Annotated in this window: 4 protein-coding genes and 1 pseudogene; all 5 read left to right on the top strand. The window is 71.8% G+C overall.

The features are described from left to right. Positions 1–59: 59 nt before the first annotated feature. Entirely contained in the window at positions 60–1,601 is a 1,542-nt protein-coding gene (locus tag BCF44_RS05865; RefSeq protein WP_211352903.1) for an AMP-binding protein, read from the top strand. Then, the gene (locus BCF44_RS05870) at positions 1,598–2,830 is read left to right on the top strand and encodes a type III PLP-dependent enzyme domain-containing protein (RefSeq protein ID WP_116173084.1); all 1,233 of its coding nucleotides are present in this window, start codon (positions 1,598–1,600) and stop codon (positions 2,828–2,830) included. The genes BCF44_RS05865 and BCF44_RS05870 overlap by 4 nt, the downstream gene beginning before the upstream one ends. Beyond that, entirely contained in the window at positions 2,827–3,318 is a 492-nt protein-coding gene (locus BCF44_RS05875) for a cobalamin B12-binding domain-containing protein (RefSeq protein ID WP_116173085.1), read from the top strand. The genes BCF44_RS05870 and BCF44_RS05875 overlap by 4 nt, the downstream gene beginning before the upstream one ends. Continuing rightward, positions 3,315–4,631: a methylaspartate mutase gene (locus BCF44_RS05880; RefSeq protein ID WP_246014865.1), complete on the top strand. Its 1,317-nt coding sequence runs from the start codon at positions 3,315–3,317 to the stop codon at positions 4,629–4,631. Before BCF44_RS05875 ends, BCF44_RS05880 begins: the two co-directional genes overlap by 4 nt. A 151-nt stretch (positions 4,632–4,782) precedes the next feature. Continuing rightward, positions 4,783–20,313 (top strand): annotated as a pseudogene (locus BCF44_RS57400) (SDR family NAD(P)-dependent oxidoreductase); the annotation flags it as partial. Positions 20,314–20,404: the final 91 nt, after the last annotated feature.

Below are 20,404 nucleotides of genomic sequence, written 5' to 3' on the forward strand. Positions count from 1 at the left end.
GTTCGGCGCACGCGGAACTGAATCACTCGTCGTTCTTTTCGAGCGTACGGAGAGCGACCGTGGATACCACTTTCAAGCCACTCGACACTGTCCGCGAGGCGTCCGCCGCGCCGGGTGAACTCATTCACTCGCTGCTCGACGGCGCCCTGACCGAGGTCCCCGACGACGTTGCCGTCCGGGATTCTCAAGGCCACTGGACCTACCGCCAGCTGGCCGAGCACAGCCACCGGTTCGCGCACTGGCTGCGCGCCCACGGCGTCGGCCACGGCGACCGGATCGTGGTCCAGCTCCCGAGCACTCGGGAACTGGTCGCCATGTTCTTCGGCGCCGCCCGCGCCGGCGTGGTCTTCGTGCCGCTGAACCCCGCGATGAAGCCGTTCCTGATGAAGTCCGTGCTGGACAACTCGGAGCCGCGGCTGATCATCGGCAAGGGTGTGGCGGTCGAGGCCGTCCGGGAGGTCACCGCGACCGTTCCGGTGCACGACTTCGACGCGATCTGGTCGGACGTCCAGGAGCAGGACGCCGCGCCGATCGCCCACGTGGTCGAGCCGACCGACCTGGCCGTGCTCATCTACACCTCCGGCAGCACCTCCGCCCCGAAGGCGGTGATGTGCCCGCACTCGCAGGTCGTGTTCGCGACCCGCGGCCTCGTGACCGCGCTGGGATACCGCAGCGACGACATCGTCTTCTGCCGGTTCCCGCTCTCCTGGGACTACGGGCTCTACAAGGTGCTGATGACGGCGGCCAGCCGGTGCGAGATCGTGCTGGCCGGCGAGGAGTCCGATCTGGCCCTGCTGCGGCGCATGAGGGAGACCGGCGCGACCGTCGTGCCGATCGTGCCGTCGCTGGCGTCCATGATCGTGTCCCTGGCCTCGCGGGACAACGAGGTCCCGCCGCCGGTCCGGATGTTCACCAACACCGGCGCCGCGCTGCCGCAGGCCACCATCGACGGCCTGCGTGAGAACTTCCCCGGTGTCAAGGTGGTCCGCCAGTTCGGCCAGACCGAGTGCAAGCGCATCACGGTCATGCCGCCGGACGAGGACACCGAGCGCCCGGGCTCCTCCGGGATTCCGTTGCCCGGCACCAGGGTCGCCATCGTCGACGAGCACGGCGACGAGGTGCCCGCGGGCACGGTCGGTGAGATCGTCGCCGACGGTCCGCACGTGATGCCCGGCTACTGGCGCAACCCCGAGGTGACCGCCAAGGCGTTCCGCGTCGATCCGCGCACCGGCCGCACCCGCCTGCACACCGGCGACTACGGCTCCGTCGACGCCGACGGCTACCTGTACTTCGAGGGCCGGCGCGACGACATGTTCAAGCGCAAGGGAATCCGCATGAGCACGCTGGAGATCGAGGCGGCGGCCATGGACATTCCCGGCGTGCGGGCGGCCGCCGCGCTGGCGCCGACCGCCGACCACGACCTGGCCCTGTTCGTGGAGGCCGACCTCCAGCCGGCGATCGTGCTGCGCGAGCTGTCCAAGCGCCTGGAGGCGCAGAAGATTCCGTCGATCTGCCGGGTGCTCGAGGAGTTCCCGTTGACCCTGCACGGCAAGAACTCGCGGGCCGCGCTCGTGAGCCTCCTGGAGGGGAGTGCGAAATGAGCCGCTACGAGGACCTGGCCGCGGAGTTCGGCACGCCGCTGTACGTCTACGACCTCGACGAGGTCGAGGCCGCCCGCAAGCAGCTGTTCGACCAGCTGCCCGAGCCGTTCGAGCTGTTCTACGCCCTGAAGGCCAATCCCCATCCCGACCTGCTGGCCGCGCTGCGGTCCGGCGAGGGGCGCAAGTGCCGGGCGGAGATCAGCTCCACCGGCGAGCTGGCCAACGCCCTGGCCGCCGGCTTCGCCGGCAGCGACTGCCTGTACACCGGCCCCGGCAAGACCTTCGGCGAGCTGCGCGAGGCGATGAGCCTGGGCGTGCGGATGTTCTCCACCGACTCCGTCACCGACGTCCAGCACGTCGGCACGATCGCCACCGAGCTGGGCATCACCGCCGAGGTGCTGCTGCGCGTCAACCTGGCCACGGCCAGCGCCGGCAGCGGCATCCGGATGACCGGCACGCCCTCGCAGTTCGGATTCGACGCCGAACTCCTGCCCGAGGAGCTGCCGCAGTTGCGCCGCGTGGACGGGGTGACCATCGCGGGCATGCACCTGTTCCCGTTGTCCAACACCGCCGACGAGGAGGCGCTGGTCGGCGAGTTCCAGAACACCATCGCCGGCGCCGCGGCGCTGGCCGAGCAGCTGGACCTGCCGCTGCGCTACCTGGACATCGGCGGCGGATTCTCCATCCCCTACGGCATTCCCGGCGGCCGCGCGTCGTACCCGAAGCTGCGCCACGAGCTGGAAGTGGCCCTGGACACGCACTTCCCGGAGTGGCGGCAGGGCACCCCGCAGCTGGCCTGCGAGTCCGGCCGCTACCTGATCGGCGCCAGCGGCACGCTGCTGGCCGGCGTGACCAACGTGAAGGTCAGCCGCGGCAGCAGGTTCGTCATCCTGGACGCCGGCATCAACACCTTCGGCGGCATGTCCGGGCTCGGCCGGCTGCTGCCCGTGCAGGTCGGCACCGACGCCGAGACCACCCAGACGGTGAGCCTGGTCGGCCCGCTGTGCACCCCCGGCGACACGTTCGGCCGCGCGGTCAAGGTCCCCGACCTGGCCCCCGGCGACGTGGTCCGGATCCCCAACGTCGGCGCCTACGGCCCGACCGCGAGCCTGCTGATGTTCCTCGGCCGCCCCTCGCCCACCGAGGTCGTGGTGCGCGGCGACGAGATCGTGTCCGTTTCCCGGCTGGACCACAGCCGTGTGTACTCCAACCAGGCGGTGGCCCGATGAGCATCCAGATCTTCGACGACAACAGCACGGTCACCGCCAGCCGCGGCACCGTCGTGGTCAGCGGCGTCGCCTCCGACGCCCACACCTGGAACCTGGTCTTCCTGCAGCTGATGATCGAGGAGCTCGGCTACGACGTGGTCAACCTTGGCCCGTGCGTGCCCGCCGAGCTGCTGGTGGCCGAGTGCGAGCAGCACCAGCCGGCGCTGGTGGTCATCTCATCCGTCAACGGGCACGGCTACCAGGACGGCATGCGCCTGATCGACGCCGTCCGCAGCAGCCCGGAACTCGTCGCCACGCCGGTCGTGATCGGCGGCAAGCTCGGCGTGGCCGGGGAACTCGACGAGGGTAGCGCGGCCCGGCTGGTGTCGGCAGGGTTCGACGCGGTATTCGAGGACGGCGCCAAGACGATCGTCCCGTTCTACGACTTCATGGCAGCTCTGCCCTCGGCGGCGACCCCGCTACCGGCCCGGACCAGGGTGGCGGTGTGAACGCCTGCCTGCCCACCTCGACGACCGGCTCCGGCGACAAGAACCCCGTGGACTTCGGGGAGTTCGTCCGGGCGCGCGGCGGCCGCGGCTCGATCGTGGCCCAGCCGAGGATGGGGTTCAGCGACCCGAGCCGCATGCGAGAGGGGCTCATCGCCACCAAGAACGCCGACGCCACCACGGTCGGCACGCTCACCCTGGACAGCTACACCCGCGTCGGCGACCACGAGGCCGCGGACACCGCGCTGCGGGAGGGCCTGGCGCTCAACGGTTACCCGATCGTCAACCATTCCACCGAGACCACGAACTGGGTGCTGGACGGCGTCCGCGACGACGAGTTCCCGGTGCAGGTGCGGCACGGTTCGGCCACGCCGCTCAACATCTTCGCCTCCATGGTCAAGCTCAACCTGAACGCCACCGAGGGCGGCCCGGTCTCCTACTGCCTGCCCTACGGCCGTGTGCCGCTTCAGGACTCGGTGCGCAACTGGTCGCAGTGCTGCGAGATGTTCACCCAGCTCCAGGACCGTGGCATCGAGCCGCACCTGGAGACGTTCGGCGGCTGCATGATGGGGCAGCTGTGCCCGCCGAGCATGCTGGTCGCGATCAGCGTGCTGGAGGCCCTGTTCTTCTGCCACCACGGCCTGCGCAGCGTGTCCGTGAGCTACGCCCAGCAGACCAACCTGGACCAGGACATCGAGGCGGTGCAGGCGCTTCGCGCGCTGTGCGCCGAGTTGTTGCCGACCGTCAACTGGCATGTGGTGATCTACACGTACATGGGCATGTACCCGGTGACCGACCACGGGTGCGAACGCCTGCTGTCGACCGCCGCCGAGCTGGCGGTGGCCACCGGGTCGGAGCGCGTGATCGTCAAGACCGTCGCCGAGTCGCGGCGCATCCCCACCATCGCGGAGAACGTGCAGGCGCTGGAGCACGCGCACACCAGCACGCGGGTCGTCCGTCCGGGCGTCGGCGGTTCCACGGAACTGGCGAATTCCCAGACGTACCAGGAGGCCCGGGCACTGGTGCACGCCGTGTTGAACCTGCACAACGACCTCGGACAGGCTCTGCTGCTGGCATTCAAGCAGGGATATCTGGATGTTCCCTACTGCCTGCACCCGGACAATGCGGGGAGGAGCCGCAGCTACATCGACGGCGACGGGTGGCTCCGATGGGGTGAGGTCGGATCGCTTCCGTTGGGGCACCTGGTGGCCGGCGGACGGTCCCGGCGCATCACTTCTAGCGGTTTGCTGGACGACCTGTCATACGTTCGACGGAAATACGACGAGGAGCCGTCGGCGCTCGCGGTAGGCGTCTGACGGCCGGTCGAGACGAAGCGGTGTGGAGAGTGGGCAGATGAGCGAGTCCGGAAACGTCGTTCCTGGGGCGTTCGCGCGTCGGCTCGGCGAGGTGCCGCCGGCCGAACAGCGCCGGATCCTGCTGGGTCTGGTGAGCGAGCACACCCTCGCCGTGCTGCGGCGGATCCGCCCGGACAGCGCCGTCCGGGTCGGACCGGACGGGGCCTTCCGCGAACTGGGGCTGGACTCGCTGGGCCTGGTCGAGCTGCACCTGCGGCTCGGCGGGGACACCGGGCTCACCCTCCCGCCGACTGTCGCCTTCGACTACCCGACACCGGCTCTGCTCGCCGAGCACCTTCGGGCGCAGCTGGTGGCGACCGAGTCACTCGACGCAGCGGCGGAGGCGCCGGAAACGGTCGCCTCCGCCGCTGTCGACGACGAGCCCATCGCCATCGTCGGCGTCGGCGTCCGCCTCCCCGGTGGCATCGACTCCCCGGATGCCCTGTGGCAGCTGGTTTCCGCCGGCGGCCACGTCAGCGACGAGTTCCCCACCGACCGCGGGTGGGACCTGGAACGGCTGTACGACCCCAATCCCGACAACCCCGGCACCACCTACGTCCGGCACGGCGGCTTCCTGCCCGACGCCGGCGACTTCGACGCCGACTTCTTCGGCATCAGCCCGCGTGAGGCGTCCGCGATGGACCCGCAGCAGCGGCTGGTGCTGGAAACCGCCTGGCAGGCCCTGGAGCGTGCCGGCATCGACCCGCAGTCGTTGCGGGGCAGCCGATCCGGCGTCTTCGTCGGCGCCGAGCCGCAGGAGTACGGGGTGCGGCTGCACGAGGCCCCCGACGGTTTCGACGGATACCTGTTGACGGGCAACGCCCCCAGCGTCGTCTCCGGGCGGGTGGCCTACACCCTGGGGCTGGAGGGCCCCACCCTCACCGTGGACACCGCGTGCTCAGGCTCGCTGGTCGCGCTGCACTTGGCCGTGCAGTCGCTGCGGCTGGGCGAGTGCACGCTGGCGCTGGCCGGCGGTGTCGCGATCATGGGCAGCCCCGGCACCTTCACCGCCTTCGCCCGTCAGCGCGGCCTCGCCGCCGACGGCGTGGTCAAGGCCTTCGCGGCCGCCGCCGACGGCACCGGCTTCGCCGAGGGCGTCGGCATTCTCGTGCTGGAGCGGCTGTCCGAGGCCCAGCGGTCGGGGCACAACGTCCTCGCCGTGATCCGGGGTTCCGCGATCAACCAGGACGGCGCGTCCAACGGCATCACCGCGCCGAACGGCCTGGCCCAGCAGCGGGTCATCCGCCAGGCGCTGGCCAACGCCGGCCTCACGGCCTCGGACGTCGACGCCGTCGAGGCGCACGGCACCGGCACCACGCTCGGCGACCCGATCGAGGCCAACGCCTTGCAGGCGGTGTACGGCAAGCACCGGGACCGGCCGCTGTGGCTGGGGTCGCTCAAGTCCAACATCGGCCACACGCAGGCCGCCGCCGGCGTCGCCGGCGTGATCAAGATGGTCACGGCGATGCGGCACGGCGTGCTGCCGAAGACGCTGCACATCGACGCCCCCACCCCGCACGTGGACTGGGCCGGCGGGGCGGTGACGCTGCTGACCGAGGAGGTTGCCTGGGAGAGCCAACCGCGACGGGCCGGCGTCTCGTCCTTCGGTGTCAGCGGCACGAACGCCCACCTGATCCTGGAGCAGGCACCCGAGAGCGCGAACGAGTCCGTCGAGCCGACCACGGACTCGGTCGCGCGCCGTCGTCTGGACCCGCAGGCTGGTTCGGCCGCGCCCCGAGCGAAAAGCACCGAAGGACTTCGCGCGGTCGAAGCAGACAAGGGGAAGACGGCGGCTTGGGGCGCGACCGACGCCCTGCCGGAGGCGGGGCCAACAAGCACCGTTGCGCCTTTCGTCGTCTCCGCCCGCAGCACCGAAGCCTTGAAGGCGCAGGCTGCGCGTTTGGCATCCACTGTGGACCTGCCGCTGGTGGACCTGGCCAACTCGCTGGCCACCACCCGGGCCGCACTGGAGCACCGCGCGGTGGTCGTCGCCGGCGACCGGGACGAGCTGCTGCGCGGCCTCGACGCCATCGCCGCCGGGGACACGGCTTCCAACACGGTCGGTGGCCGGCTGGCATTCCTGTTCACCGGCCAGGGCTCGCAGCGCATCGGCATGGGTCGCGAACTCCGTGACAGGTTCCCGGTTTTCGCCAACGCCCTCGATGACGCCATCGCCCACCTCGATGTCCAGCTGGACCGCTCCCTGCACGACGTCCTGTTCGGCGACGATGAAGACCTGCTGGGAGAGACCGGTTACACGCAGGCCGCGCTGTTCGCGGTCGAGGTGGCGCTGTTCCGGCTGCTCGAATCCTGGGGTGTCACACCGGATCTGGTCGCCGGGCACTCGGTCGGCGAGCTGGCCGCCGCGCACGTCGCCGGCGTGCTGTCGCTGGAGGACGCCGCCACGCTGGTCGCCGCGCGCGGCCGCCTGATGCAGGACCTGCCGCGCGTCGGCGCGATGGTGTCCGTGCGGGCGAGCGAGGCCGAAGTCCTTGCGGCGCTGGAAGACGGCGTGAGCATCGCCGCCATCAACGGGCCGCGGTCGATCGTGATCTCCGGTGTCGAGGAGCAGGTTCTCGCGGTCGCCGGCAAGTTCGAGAAGTCCAAGCGGCTGCGCACCTCGCATGCGTTCCACTCCGCGCTGATGGAGCCGATGCTGGAGGAGTTCCGCCTCATCGCCAGCGTGCTGGACTTCCATCCGCCGCAGATTACCGTCGTGTCCAACGTGACCGGCGGTGTGGCCAGCACCGAGGACCTGTGCTCGCCGGACTACTGGGTGCGGCATGCCCGCCAGGCCGTGCGTTTCGCCGACGGCATGACGACTCTGGTCGACGAGGGCGTGACGACGTTCCTGGAGCTCGGCCCCGATCCGGTGCTGTCCGCCATGGGCAAGGAAAGCGTCGACGGTGACGTCGTGTTCGCGGCCGCCCTGCGTCGCGACCGGGACGAGGTCCGCGAGCTGCTGACCGCTCTCGGCACGGCTTGGTCCCGCGGCGCGAAGGTGAACTGGAGCTCCTTCTTCGCCGGCGCCGCAACGGTCGAGCTGCCGACCTACGCGTTCCAGCGTCGCCGCTACTGGATGTCCTCGGCGGTCGGTTCCGGCGACGCGACCGGCTTCGGTCAGGTCGCCGCCGACCACCCGCTGCTGGGCGCGGTCGTCGGCCTGGCCGGCGGCGACGGCGTGGTGCTGACCGGACGGGTGTCGCTGCGCACGCACCCGTGGCTGGCCGACCACGTGATGGGCGACGTGGTTCTGTTCCCGGGCACGGCCTTCGTCGAGCTGGCCGTCCGCGCGGGCGACCAGGTCGGGTTGGACCTCGTCGAGGAGCTGACCCTGGAGAGCCCTCTCGCACTGCCGGAGAGCGGTGGCGTCGACCTCCAGATCGTTGTCGGCGACGAGAACGAGGGCCGCCGCAGCGTGGAGTTCTACTCCCGCACCGAGGACTCGTGGACCCGGCACGCGACCGGCGCCCTCGGCCGCCGCACCGTGACGAACCCGGTGAGCCTCGATGCCTGGCCGCCCAAGGGTGCCCAGCCCATCGACATCTCCACGCTGTACGCCGACATGGCCGGCCAGGGCTACGGTTACGGTCCGGTGTTCCGGGGCCTGCGAGCCGTGTGGCGCAACGGTTCCGAGGTCTTCGCCGAGGTGGCGCTGCCGGAACAGGAGAAGGCCGGCGCGTTCGCGCTGCACCCGGCGCTGTTGGACGCCGTCCTGCACGCCACCGACTTCGCTTCCGACGACCCCGTCGGCGACGACATCCGCCTCCCGTTCGCCTGGAGCGGCGTTTCCGTGCACTCCACCGGCGCTCAGGCGCTGCGGGTGCGGATCAAGTCCACCGGCCGTGAGGCTGTTTCCCTCGACATCGCGGACTCGACCGGCGCGCCCATCGCCACGGTCGAGTCCTTCGTCGTTCGGGCCGTCACCGCCGAGCAGCTGCGCGCCGCCGGTCGCGGCGGCGAGGCCCTGTTCGAGGTCCGGTGGGAGGCCATCACTCCGGCCACGGAGGCCCCGTCGGTCAAGGGCTGGGCGGTGGTCGGCGCGGATTACATCGGCCTCGCCGACGCGCTCGGCAGCGGCATCACCGTACACGCCGACCTCCAGGCGCACCGCGAGACCCTGGACTACGGCGCGCTGCCGACGGAGATCGTGCTCGCGCCGTTCGCCCCGTGCCACGGCGACGTGCCGAACGCGGTGCGCCGCACCACGTATCGGGCCCTGGAGCTGGTGCAGGAGTGGCTGGCCGACGAACGGTTCACCACCTCCCGCCTGGTCGTGGTGACGCAGGGCGCGGTCACCGAGTCGAGCGAGTCCTCGGCACTGTGCTGCGCCCCGCTGTGGGGCCTGCTGCGGTCCGCGCAGTCGGAGAACCCGGGCCGGATCGTGCTCGTCGACGTGGACGAGCACTCCGCCGAGCTGCTGCCGGCCGCGCTGGCCTCCGGCGAGCCGGAGCTGGCCCTGCGCGGCGGCGAAATCCTCGTGCCGCGCCTGGCCAAGACGACCGTGTCCACTGTGGACAACCCCTGGACCGCCGACGGCACGGTGCTGATCACGGGCGGCACAGGCGGCCTGGGTGGCATCGTCGCCAAGCACCTGGTGGCCGACAAGGGAGTTCGCCACCTGCTGCTGACCAGCCGTCGCGGCACCGAAGCCCCCGGCGCGGCGGAGCTCACCGCCGAGCTGACCGAGCTGGGCGCGGACGTCACCATCGCGGCCCTCGATGTTGCCGACCGCGAGGCGCTGGCGGCGGTGCTCGCCACGATCCCGGCCGAGCACCCGCTGACCGGCGTGGTGCACGCGGCCGGTGTGATCGACGACGGCCTGGTCGGAACCCTGACGGCCGACCGCATCGACACCACCTTGCGGCCCAAGGCCGAGGCCGCCTGGCACCTGCACGAGCTCACCAGCGACCTCAAGGCGTTCGTGCTGTTCTCCTCCTCCGCCGGCCTCGTCGACGGCGCCGGCCAGGGCAACTACGCCGCCGCCAACGTCTTCCTCGACGCCCTGGCCCGGCACCGCCGCGCCCTCGGCCAGCCGGCGACCGCGCTGGCCTGGGGCCTGTGGGCGGTCGGCGCGGGCATGGGGGAGCAGCTCGACGAGCTGGCCATCCAGCGGATCCGCCGCCTCGGCCTGGACCCGTTGAACGCCGAGGAGAGCCTGGCGCTGTTCGACGCCGCGGTGGCCTCCGACCTGGCCAACGCCGTGCCGGTCCGGGTCGACGCCCGCGCGTTGCAGGCCCGTCCGGACGGCGTGCCGGCGCTGCTGCGCGGCCTCGTCCGCACGCAGCGGCCGACGGCCTCCGGCCCGGTGTCGGTCGAGCAGTCGCCGGCGCACCGGCTCGCCGAGCTGTCCGACGCCGAGCGCGACCGTGTGCTGCTGGACCTGGTCCGCAAGCAGGTCGCCGACGTCCTCGGCCACGACGGCGCGGAGTCGATCGACCCGAAGCGTGCCTTCACCGAGCTGGGCTTCGACTCGCTGGCCGCGGTCGAGCTGCGCAACCGCCTGAACTCGTCGTTCGGCCTGCGGCTGCCGGCCACCCTGACCTTCGACTACCCGACCTCGGTGGCGCTGGCCAAGCTCATCGGCGACAAGCTGCTCAGCGTCGCCGACAAGGTCGTGTTGAAGACGCCGGTGGTGGCGGCCACGGACGAGCCCATCGCCATCGTCGGCATCGCCTGCCGATACCCCGGAGGGGTTTCCTCGCCGGAGGACCTGTGGCGGGTCGTCGCCGAGGAGCGGGACGTCGTCACGACGTTCCCGACCGACCGCGGCTGGGACGTGGACGGCCTCTACGATCCCGAGCCCGGCAAGCCCGGCAAGAGCTACAGCCGCGAGGGCGGCTTCCTGCACGAGGCCGCCGAGTTCGACCCGGCGTTCTTCGGCATCAGCCCGCGCGAGGCGTCCGCGATGGATCCGCAGCAGCGGCTGCTGCTGGAGACCGCGTGGGAGACGTTCGAACGCGCCGGCATCGACCCGGTTTCCCTGCGCGGCAGCGACACCGGCGTGTTCGCCGGCGTCATGTACCACGACTGGGGCACGCGTCTCGGCGAGGTGTCCGAGGACGTCGCCGGCTACCTCGGCAACGGCAGCCTCGCCAGCGTCGTCTCCGGTCGTATCGCCTACGCGCTGGGCCTTGAGGGCCCGGCCGTCACGGTCGACACCGCCTGCTCGTCGTCGCTGGTCGCCCTGCACTGGGCCATTCAGGCCCTGCGCGCCGGCGAATGCTCGCTGGCCCTGGCCGGTGGCGTCACGGTGATGTCCACCCCGGACACTTTCGTCGACTTCAGTCGCCAGCGCGGCATGGCCGCCGACGGCCGCTGCAAGTCGTACGCCACCGGCGCGGACGGCACCGGTTGGTCCGAGGGCGTCGGCCTGCTGCTCGTCGAGCGGCTCTCCGACGCCCAGCGCAACGGCCACCAGATCCTCGCCGTGGTACGGGGTTCCGCGATCAACCAGGACGGCGCCTCCAACGGCCTGACCGCGCCGAACGGACCTTCGCAGCAGCGAGTCATCGCGCAGGCGCTGGCTTCCGGCGGGTTGTCGACGTCCGATGTGGACGTTGTCGAGGGCCACGGCACCGGCACCACCCTTGGCGACCCCATCGAGGCGCAGGCGCTGCTCGCCTCGTACGGACAGGACCGGCGCGAGCCCCTGTGGCTGGGGTCGATCAAGTCCAACATGGGCCACACGCAGGCCGCCGCCGGCGTCGCCGGCATCATCAAGATGGTCATGGCCATGCGGCACGGCGTGCTGCCCAAGACCCTGCACGTGGACGAGCCCTCCAGCAAGGTCGACTGGACCGAGGGCGCGGTGCGGCTGCTCACCTCGGCCCAGCCCTGGCCTTCGGTGGATCGCCCGCGCCGGGCCGGTGTCTCGTCGTTCGGCATCTCCGGCACCAACGCGCACGTGATCATCGAGCAGCCGCCGGTGGTGCCGGAGGTCGCCCGGACTGTCGAGCCCCGCCTCGTCCCGTGGCTGGTCTCCGGCCAGACTTCGGAGGCTGCCTCCGCGCAGGCATCGAAGCTGTCCACTGTGGACGGCGAGCCGGTGGACATCGCCTTCTCGCTGGCCACCACCCGTGCCGCGTTGGAGCACCGCATCGCCGCCGTGGCCGCCGACCGTTCGACGGCCCTCGCCGACCTGGCCGCCGGCAAGATCGTCGACGTCGCCAACGACGGCTTCACGGCGTTCCTGTTCACCGGCCAGGGCGCGCAGCAGCTCGGCATGGGCCGCGAGCTGTACGAGCGGTTCCCGGTCTTCGCGGCGGCTTGGGACGCGGCGATCACCCCCGAGGTGCAGGCGGTCGTCTGGGGCGACGACCAGGAGGCCCTCAACCAGACCGGCACCACCCAGCCTGCCCTCTTCGCCTTCGAGGTGGCCCTCTCCCGACTGCTGGAGTCCTGGGGTGTCACGCCCGGCTTCGTCGCCGGCCACTCCATCGGCGAGATCGCCGCCGCGCACGTCGCCGGGGTCCTTTCGCTGGAAGACGCGAAGAAGCTGGTCAGCGCTCGGGGACGCCTCATGCAGGCCCTGCCGGCCGGCGGCGCGATGGTCGCCCTCCAGGCTTCCGAGGACGAGGTCGCCCTGCCCGACGGCGTCGGCATCGCGGCGATCAACGGCCCGCAGTCGGTGGTGATCTCCGGCGACGAGGCCGCCGTGCTGGCGATCAAGGCGGACTTCGAGGCCCGCGGCCGCAAGACGTCCAGGCTCAACGTCTCGCACGCTTTCCACTCGCCGCTGATGGAGCCGATGCTGGACGAGTTCCGCGCCATCGTCACCGGCCTGACCTTCTCCGCCCCGCGGATTCCCAACGCCGGCAGCGACTGGACGTCGCCCGAGTACTGGGTCAACCACGTCCGCGACGCGGTTCGCTTCTACGACAGCGTCAAGGCACTGGCGGCACAGGGCGTCACCCGGTTCCTGGAGATCGGCCCGGACGCCGTGCTCACCGGCATGGCGGCCAACTGCGTCGACGACGCCGCGGTGATCGCCACCCAGCGCCGCGGCCGCACGCAGGAGAACGAGCTGCTCACCGGCCTGGCGAAGGCATGGGCCAACGGGCAGGCCGTCGACTGGCACAAGTTCTTCGCCGGCACCGAGGCGCGCCGGACCGACCTCCCCACCTACGCCTTCCAGCACCAGCGCTACTGGCTGAACGCCACGGCCACCAGCGGCGACGTGACGTCGGTCGGCCAGGTCGCCGTCGGACACCCGATGCTCGGTGCGGTCATCGCGCTGGCCGACGGCGACGGCGTCGTCGTCACGGGCCGGCTGGCAGCCGAGTCCCTGGGCTGGCTGGCCGATCACCAGGTGCTGGGCTCGATCCTGTTGCCGGGCACCGGTTTCGTCGAGCTGGCGGGCCAGGCCGGCCAGCACGTCGGCTGCGAGGCGGTGGAGGAGCTGACCCTCCAGGCCCCGCTGATCCTGCCGCCCCGCGGCGGCTACGCCATCCAGGTCACCATCGGCGGCGCGGACGGCAGCGGCGCTCGGCCGGTGACGATCCACTCCCGCCCCGAGGGCAGCGACGGCGCCTGGACCCGGCACGCCAGCGGCACGGTCGCCCCGGCGAAGGCCCCCGCCTTCGACCTCACGGAGTGGCCGCCGGCCGGCGCGACCGCGATCGACGTCGACAACGCCTACGGCCGCCTCGCCGACCGTGGCTACGGCTACGGCCCGACCTTCCAGGGCCTGACCGCCGCCTGGAAGCGTGACGACGAGGTGTTCGCCGAGGTCAGCCTGCCCGAGGGCAGCGAGGGCGAACGCTACGGCCTGCACCCGGCGCTGCTCGACTCCGCCATGCACGCCGACCTCCTCGACGACGGCGACGGCCCGACCCTGCTTCCCTTCGCCTGGAACGGCGTCACCGTGCACGCGGTCGGCGCGACCTCGCTGCGGGTGCGGATCCAGCGGCTGCGCGGCGACGAGGTCTCCGCGATGTGGATGGCCGACCAGACCGGCCAGCCCGTGCTGACGGTGGAATCCCTGGTCTCCCGGCCGGTCTCGGCCGAGCAGCTCAGCGCCGCCAAGGGTTCCGACGGCCTGCACCGCGTCGAGTGGAAGCCGACGACCGCCCAGCCCGGCGAGGTCGACGTCCTGCACTACGTCTGCCCGAGCGCCGACGGCGACATCCCGGCAGCCATCCGCCAAGTCACGGCGCTGGTCCTCAACGATGTCCAGTCGCTGCTGGCCGACGGCACCCGAGCTGATGACAATCTGGGCGTCACCGCGATCGTCACCCGCGGCGCGGTGTCGACCGGCGGCGAGGACATCGCCGACCTGAGCCAGGCACCGGTGTGGGGTCTGATCCGTGCCGCCCAGGCGGAGCAGCCGGGACGGCTCGTGCTCGTGGACAGCGACGGCACCGACGCCTCGGCCAAGGCCCTCTCCGCCGCAGCGGCTCTCGGCGAGCCCGAGGTCGCCATCCGCAACGGCGAGATCCTGGTGCCACGCCTGACCGCCACCCAGCCGACCGGAACGTCCACTTGGGACGTCGACGGCACGGTCCTGATCACCGGCGGCACCAGCGGCCTGGGCGCGATCATCGCCCGGCACCTGGTGGCCACGCAGGGCGTCACCAAGCTGGCCCTGCTCAGCCGCCGCGGCGCGGACGCCCCCGGCGCGGCCGAGCTGTCCACCTTGGACGCCGACGTCCGCTTCTTCGCCTGTGACGTCACGGATCGGGCCGCACTGGCCGACGTCGTCCGCCAGATCCCCGACCTCACCGGCGTCGTGCACGCCGCTGCCGTCGTGGACAACGGCCTGATCGACACGCTCACCGCCGAGCGAGTCGACAAGGTGTTGCGCCCCAAGGCGGACGCCGCCTGGCACCTGCACGAGCTCACCAAGGACCTGCCGCTCACCCATTTCGTCCTGTTCTCCTCGGCCGGCGGCATGGTCCTCGCCGCCGGGCAGGCGAACTATGCGGCGGCCAACGTCTTCCTCGACGCGCTGGCGCAGCACCGCCGCGCGAACGGCCTGCCGGCCAACGCCCTGGCGTTCGGCATGTGGGCGGTCAACACCGGCCTCGGCGGCGAGCTCGAAGACGCCGACCTGGACCGGATGCGCCGCCTCGGCACCCCCGCGCTGTCGGCCGAGGAGGCCCTGGAGCTGTTCGACCAGGCCCTCGCCGCGGACGAGGCCGTGCTGGTGCCGCTGAAGATCGACCGCGACGCGCTGCGCACCCGCACCGAGGAGATCCCGGCCCTGCTGCGCGGATTCGTCCGAGGCCAGGCCCGCCGGGCCGCCACCCATGGCCCGGCTCCCACCACCCAGTTCGCCGGCCTCGCCGGCGCCGACCTCGACCGCGCGCTGCTGGAACTGGTGCGCGGCAAGGTCGCCGCGGTCCTCGGTCACGACGGCATCGACGCCGTGCCGGCGGACAAGGCGTTCAAGGAGCTCGGCTTCGACTCGCTGGCGGCGGTCGAGCTCCGCAACATGCTCAACTCGGCCACCGGCCTCAAGCTGCCGGCCACGCTGGTGTTCGACTACCCGAACTCCCGGCGGGTGGCGGAATTCGTCGCCACGCTCGTCGGCGGCGTCGCCGCACCGGCCAGGAAGGCCGTCACGACCCAGGTCCGGGCGGACGACCCGATCGCGGTGGTCGGCATCAGCTGCCGTTTCCCCGGCGGTGTCACGTCGCCGGAGGACCTGTGGCGGCTGGTCGCCGAGGGCCGGGACGCCGTCACGCCGTTCCCGACCGACCGCGGCTGGGCCGTCGAGTCCCTGTTCGACCCGGAGCCCGGCAAGCCCGGCCACACCTACGCCAAGGACGGCGCATTCCTGCTCGACGCCGCCGACTTCGACGCCGAGTTCTTCGGCATCATGCCGCGCGAGGCGCTGTGCATGGACCCGCAGCAGCGGCTGCTGCTCCAGGCGTCCTGGGAGGCGTTCGAGCGGGCCGGCATCGACCCGAACGCCATGCGCGGCAGCCAGACCGGCGTCTACGCCGGCGTGATGTACCACGACTACGGAACCTGGCTGCGGGAGATCCCCGACGACCTCGCCGGCTACATCGGCAACGGCAACGCCGGCTCCATCGCCTCCGGCCGCGTCGCGTACACGCTGGGCCTGGAGGGGCCGGCCGTCACGGTCGACACCGCCTGCTCGTCGTCGCTGGTCGCCGTGCACACCGCCTGCCAGGCGCTGCGCACCGGCGAGATCAGCATGGCGCTGGCCGGCGGCGTGACGGTGATGTCCACGCCGGAGATCTTCGTGGAGTTCAGCCAGCAGCGCGGCCTGGCCCCCGACGGCCGCTGCAAGGCGTTCGCCGGCGCGGCCGACGGCACCGGCTGGTCCGAGGGCATCGGCATGCTGCTGCTGGAGCGGCTGTCCGACGCCAAGCGCAACGGCCACGAGGTGCTCGCGGTGATCCGCGGCTCCGCGATCAACCAGGACGGCGCGTCGAACGGCCTGACCGCGCCGAACGGCCCCTCGCAGCAGCGGGTCATCCAGAAGGCGCTGGCGGTGTCCGGCCTGACGGCGGCGGACGTGGACCTGATCGAGGGCCACGGCACCGGCACCCGGCTCGGTGACCCGATCGAGGCGCAGGCGCTGCTCGCCACCTATGGGCAGGAGCGCTCCGAGGACGACCCGGTGTGGCTGGGATCCATCAAGTCCAACCTCGGCCACGCCCAGGCGGCGGCCGGCGTGAGCGGCTTGATCAAGGTGATCATGGCCGTGCGCAACGGCGTGATGCCGAAGACCCTGCACGTGGACGAGCCGTCGCCGCAGGTCGACTGGACCGCGGGCGCGGTGAAGCTGCTGACCGAGTCCCGGGAGTGGGAGTCGAAGGGGCTGCGGCGCGGTGCGGTGTCGTCGTTCGGCCTCTCCGGCACCAACGCGCACGTGATCATCGAGCAGGCGCCGGAAGCCGTCGTCGCGGAGACCGGCCGGTCTACTCCGGTGATTCCTCTTGTGTTGTCGGCGAAAACCGCCGCCAGCCTGCCGGACCAGGCCGAGAAGCTGCGGGCGTTCCTCTCCACCGGCGCCGACCTGTTCGACACCGGCTTCTCCCTGGCCACGACCCGGGCCCGGCTCGACCACCGGGCCGTGGTGCTGGCCAACGACCGCGAGTCGGCACTGTCCGCGCTGACGACCCTGGCCAACGGCGAGGAGTCGCCGAGTGTCGTGCGGGGCGCCAAGACCGACGGCCAGATGGCGTTCCTGTTCACCGGCCAGGGCGCGCAGCGCCTCGGCATGGGCCGCGAGCTGTACGACGCCTACCCGGCTTTCGCCAAGGCCTGGGACGAGGTCATCGGCGGCTTCGAGGCTGGCCTCCAGGACATCATCTGGGGTTCCGACCAGGAGGCCCTCAACCAGACCGGCACCACCCAGCCCGCTCTGTTCGCCCTCGAAGTCGCGGTATACCGACTGGTCGAATCCTGGGGCGTGCGGCCGGACGTCCTCGCCGGCCACTCCATCGGCGAACTGGCCGCCGCGCACGTCGCCGGCGTCCTCTCGCTCGAGGACGCGTGCCGGCTCGTGTCCGCGCGGGGCAAGCTGATGCAGGCCCTGCCGGCCGGTGGCGCGATGGTTGCCATCCAGGCCACCGAGGACGAGATCACGCTGGTCGACGGCGTCGGCATCGCCGCGATCAACGGCCCCACCTCCGTGGTGATCTCCGGCGACGAGACCGCCGTGCTCGCCATCAAGGCCGAGTTCGAGGCCAAGGGCCGCAAGGCCACGCGGTTGAAGGTCTCGCACGCGTTCCACTCGCCGCTGATGGAGCCGATGCTCGACGAGTTCCGGGCCATCGCCGAGAGCCTGAACTACCGCACGCCGACGATCCCGGTCGTCACGACCTCGGCCGCCGGCGGCGACTGGACGCAGCCGGAGTACTGGGTCAACCACGTGCGCGAGGCGGTCCGGTTCTGCGACGCCATCCGCACGCTGGAGGCCCAGGGCGTCACGAAGTACCTGGAGATCGGCCCCGACGGCGTGCTGACCGGCATGGCCCAGGGCTGCCTGACCCGTGACGACGACTGGAACGCCGCCGTGCTGAGGGCGTCGCTGCGCAGGGACCGGCCGGAGCCGCAGACGCTGCTCGCGGCGGTCGGCCTCGACCTCGACGGCGCGAAGTTCTTTGCCGGCGGCCACAGGGTCGACCTCCCGACCTACGCGTTCCAGAAGCGCCGCTACTGGCTCGATGTGCCGGCGGCGAGCGTGGAGGACGCGCCCGGCCTGGGCCAGGTTGCCGCGCAGCACCCGCTGGCGGCGGCGGTCGTGCAGTCGCCGGAGACCGGCGGCGTCACGCTGACCACCCGCCTGTCGATCGACACCCACCCGTGGCTGGCCGATCACGACGTGCTGGGCACGGTCATCCTGCCCGGCACCGCGTACGTCGAGCTGGCCGTCCGCGCCGGCGAGGAGGTCGGCTGCGACACCGTCGACGAGCTGACCATCGAGGCGCTGATGCCGATCCCGCCGCGCGGCGAAGGCCTTGCCGTACAGACGGTTGTGGGCCCCGAGGACAAGCACGGCGCCCGCACGGTGACGATCTACTCGCGCGCCGAGGGGGCCGACACCTGGACGCGGCACGCGTCCGGCGCGCTGACCGCGGAGAACAAGCCGACCCCGACGCCGGAGGCGTTCAACGTCGGTCTGCGCGAGTGGCCGCCGGCCGGGGCCGAGGCCGTCGACATCAGCGGCGTCTACGACTACCTGACCGGCCAGGGCTACATCTACGGCCCGATGTTCCGCGGCCTGCGGGGGATCTGGCAGCGCGGCGAGGAGACCTTCGTCGAGGTAGCGCTCCCGGAGGACGCGAAGGCCGACGCCGCCGAGTTCTTCCTGCACCCGGGCCTGCTGGACTCCGCGCTGAGCACCACCGACTTCATGGCCGGCCGCAAGCCGCAGGACGTCGGCGGCACGCAGCTGCCGTTCGCGTGGACCGGCGTCACGATCCACGCCACCGGGGCCAACAAGCTGCGCGGACGGGTCGTCTACGCCGACGGTTCCGACGCCGTGCGGCTGGAACTGGCCGACCCGTCGGGCCGGCCAGTGGCCACCATCCGCTCGCTGGTGGTCCGCGCGGTCACCGCGGACAAGGTCAACGCCGCCGCGGCTACGGGATCTGGCACGCTGGATTCTGTATACAAGATCGGGTGGAACCAGCTGCCGCTGGGCAGCCTGCACGCCGCCGCCCGCGGCGACTGGGTCACGGTGACCACCGCCGCCGACGTCGAGGCGTTGACCAGCGCCCCGGAGGTCGCGCTGCTGCCCGTCGCCACGGCGGGGAAGGACGTTCCCGCGCAGGTCCGGGCGGTCGCGAACGGCGTGCTGGCCACGTTGAAGGCCTGGCTGGCGGACGCGAGGTTCGAGAACTCCAAGCTCGTGGTCGTCACGCGCAACGCCGTGGCCGTCGCGGACGAGGACGTCGACCTGGCGCAGGCGCCGGTCTGGGGCCTGGTGCGGTCCGCGCAGGAGGAGAACCCGGGCCGGATCGTGGTCGTCGACACCGACGGCTCGGAGGACCTGCTGCCGGCGGCCGTCGCCTCCGGCGAGCCGGCGATCGCGTTGCGGGGCAGCGGAATGAAGGTGCCGCGCTTCGCCCGCGTGGCCCCGAGCCCCGCGGACGTGCCCCAGCTCGACCCGAACGGCACCGTTCTGATCACCGGCGGCACCAGCGGCCTCGGCGCGGTCTTCGCCCGGCACCTGGCCGCCAACGGCGTCAAGCACCTGCTGCTGACCAGCCGCCGCGGCATCGACACGCCCGGCGCGGACGAGCTGCGCAAGGAGCTCACCGACCTCGGCGCGGACGTCCAGGTCGCGGCCTGTGACGTGGCCGACCGCAAGGCGCTCACGAAGCTGCTCAAGATCACCAAGAAGCACCCGCTGACCGGCGTCCTGCACGCCGCCGGCGTGATGGACAACGCGCTGATCGGCGGCCTGACCCCGCAGCAGATGGACAACGTGCTGCGGCCCAAGGTGGACGCGGCCTGGCACCTGCACGAACTGACCAAGGACCTGCCGCTGGCCTGGTTCGTGCTGTTCTCCTCGTGCTCGGGGCTCGTCATCGGCGCAGGTCAGGGCAATTACGCGACGGCCAACCGGTTCCTGGACGGTCTCGCCGCCCACCGCCGGGCCGCAGGACTGCCCGCCACCGCGCTCGGCTGGGGCCCGTGGGCAACCGACACCGGCATGAGCGGTTCGGCCGACGGCGACGTGAACCGCATGGCGCGGCTGGGAATTCTCACCACGCCGACCGAGGACGGGCTGCGGCAGTTCGACGAGGCGATGACCGTCGCCGAGCCGATCCTGGTGCCGATCACCGTGACGGCGGCCGACGAGATTCCCTTGCTGCTCAAGGACGTCGTGAAGGCCCCCAAGAAGCCGACCCGCGCCGCCGTGGTCGACACCCCGGCCGAGCTCGAGGGCGGTGCGTCGCTGGAGGAGCGGCTCGCCGTGCTGAACGCGACCGAGCGCGACCGGGTTCTGGTCGAGCTGGTGCGCACGCACGTGGCGGTGGTCCGGCACGACGACCCGCACGCGATCGACGTGACCAAGGGCTTCACCGAGCTGGGCCTGGACTCGCTGGCCGCAATCGAGCTGCGCAACCGGCTCCAGGCGGCGACCGACCTGCGGCTGCCGGCGACGCTGATGTTCGACTACCCGAGCCCGGTGGCGCTGGCCAAGTTCCTGCTGGAGGAGCTGCTGCCGGCCATCGGCGAGGCTCCCGCCACCGTGTCTGATTCTTTGGACAAGCAGTCCGACGAGGACATCCAGCGCGCGGTGG

The organism is Kutzneria buriramensis (assembly GCF_003387475.1).
Taxonomy (GTDB): domain Bacteria; phylum Actinomycetota; class Actinomycetes; order Mycobacteriales; family Pseudonocardiaceae; genus Kutzneria; species Kutzneria buriramensis.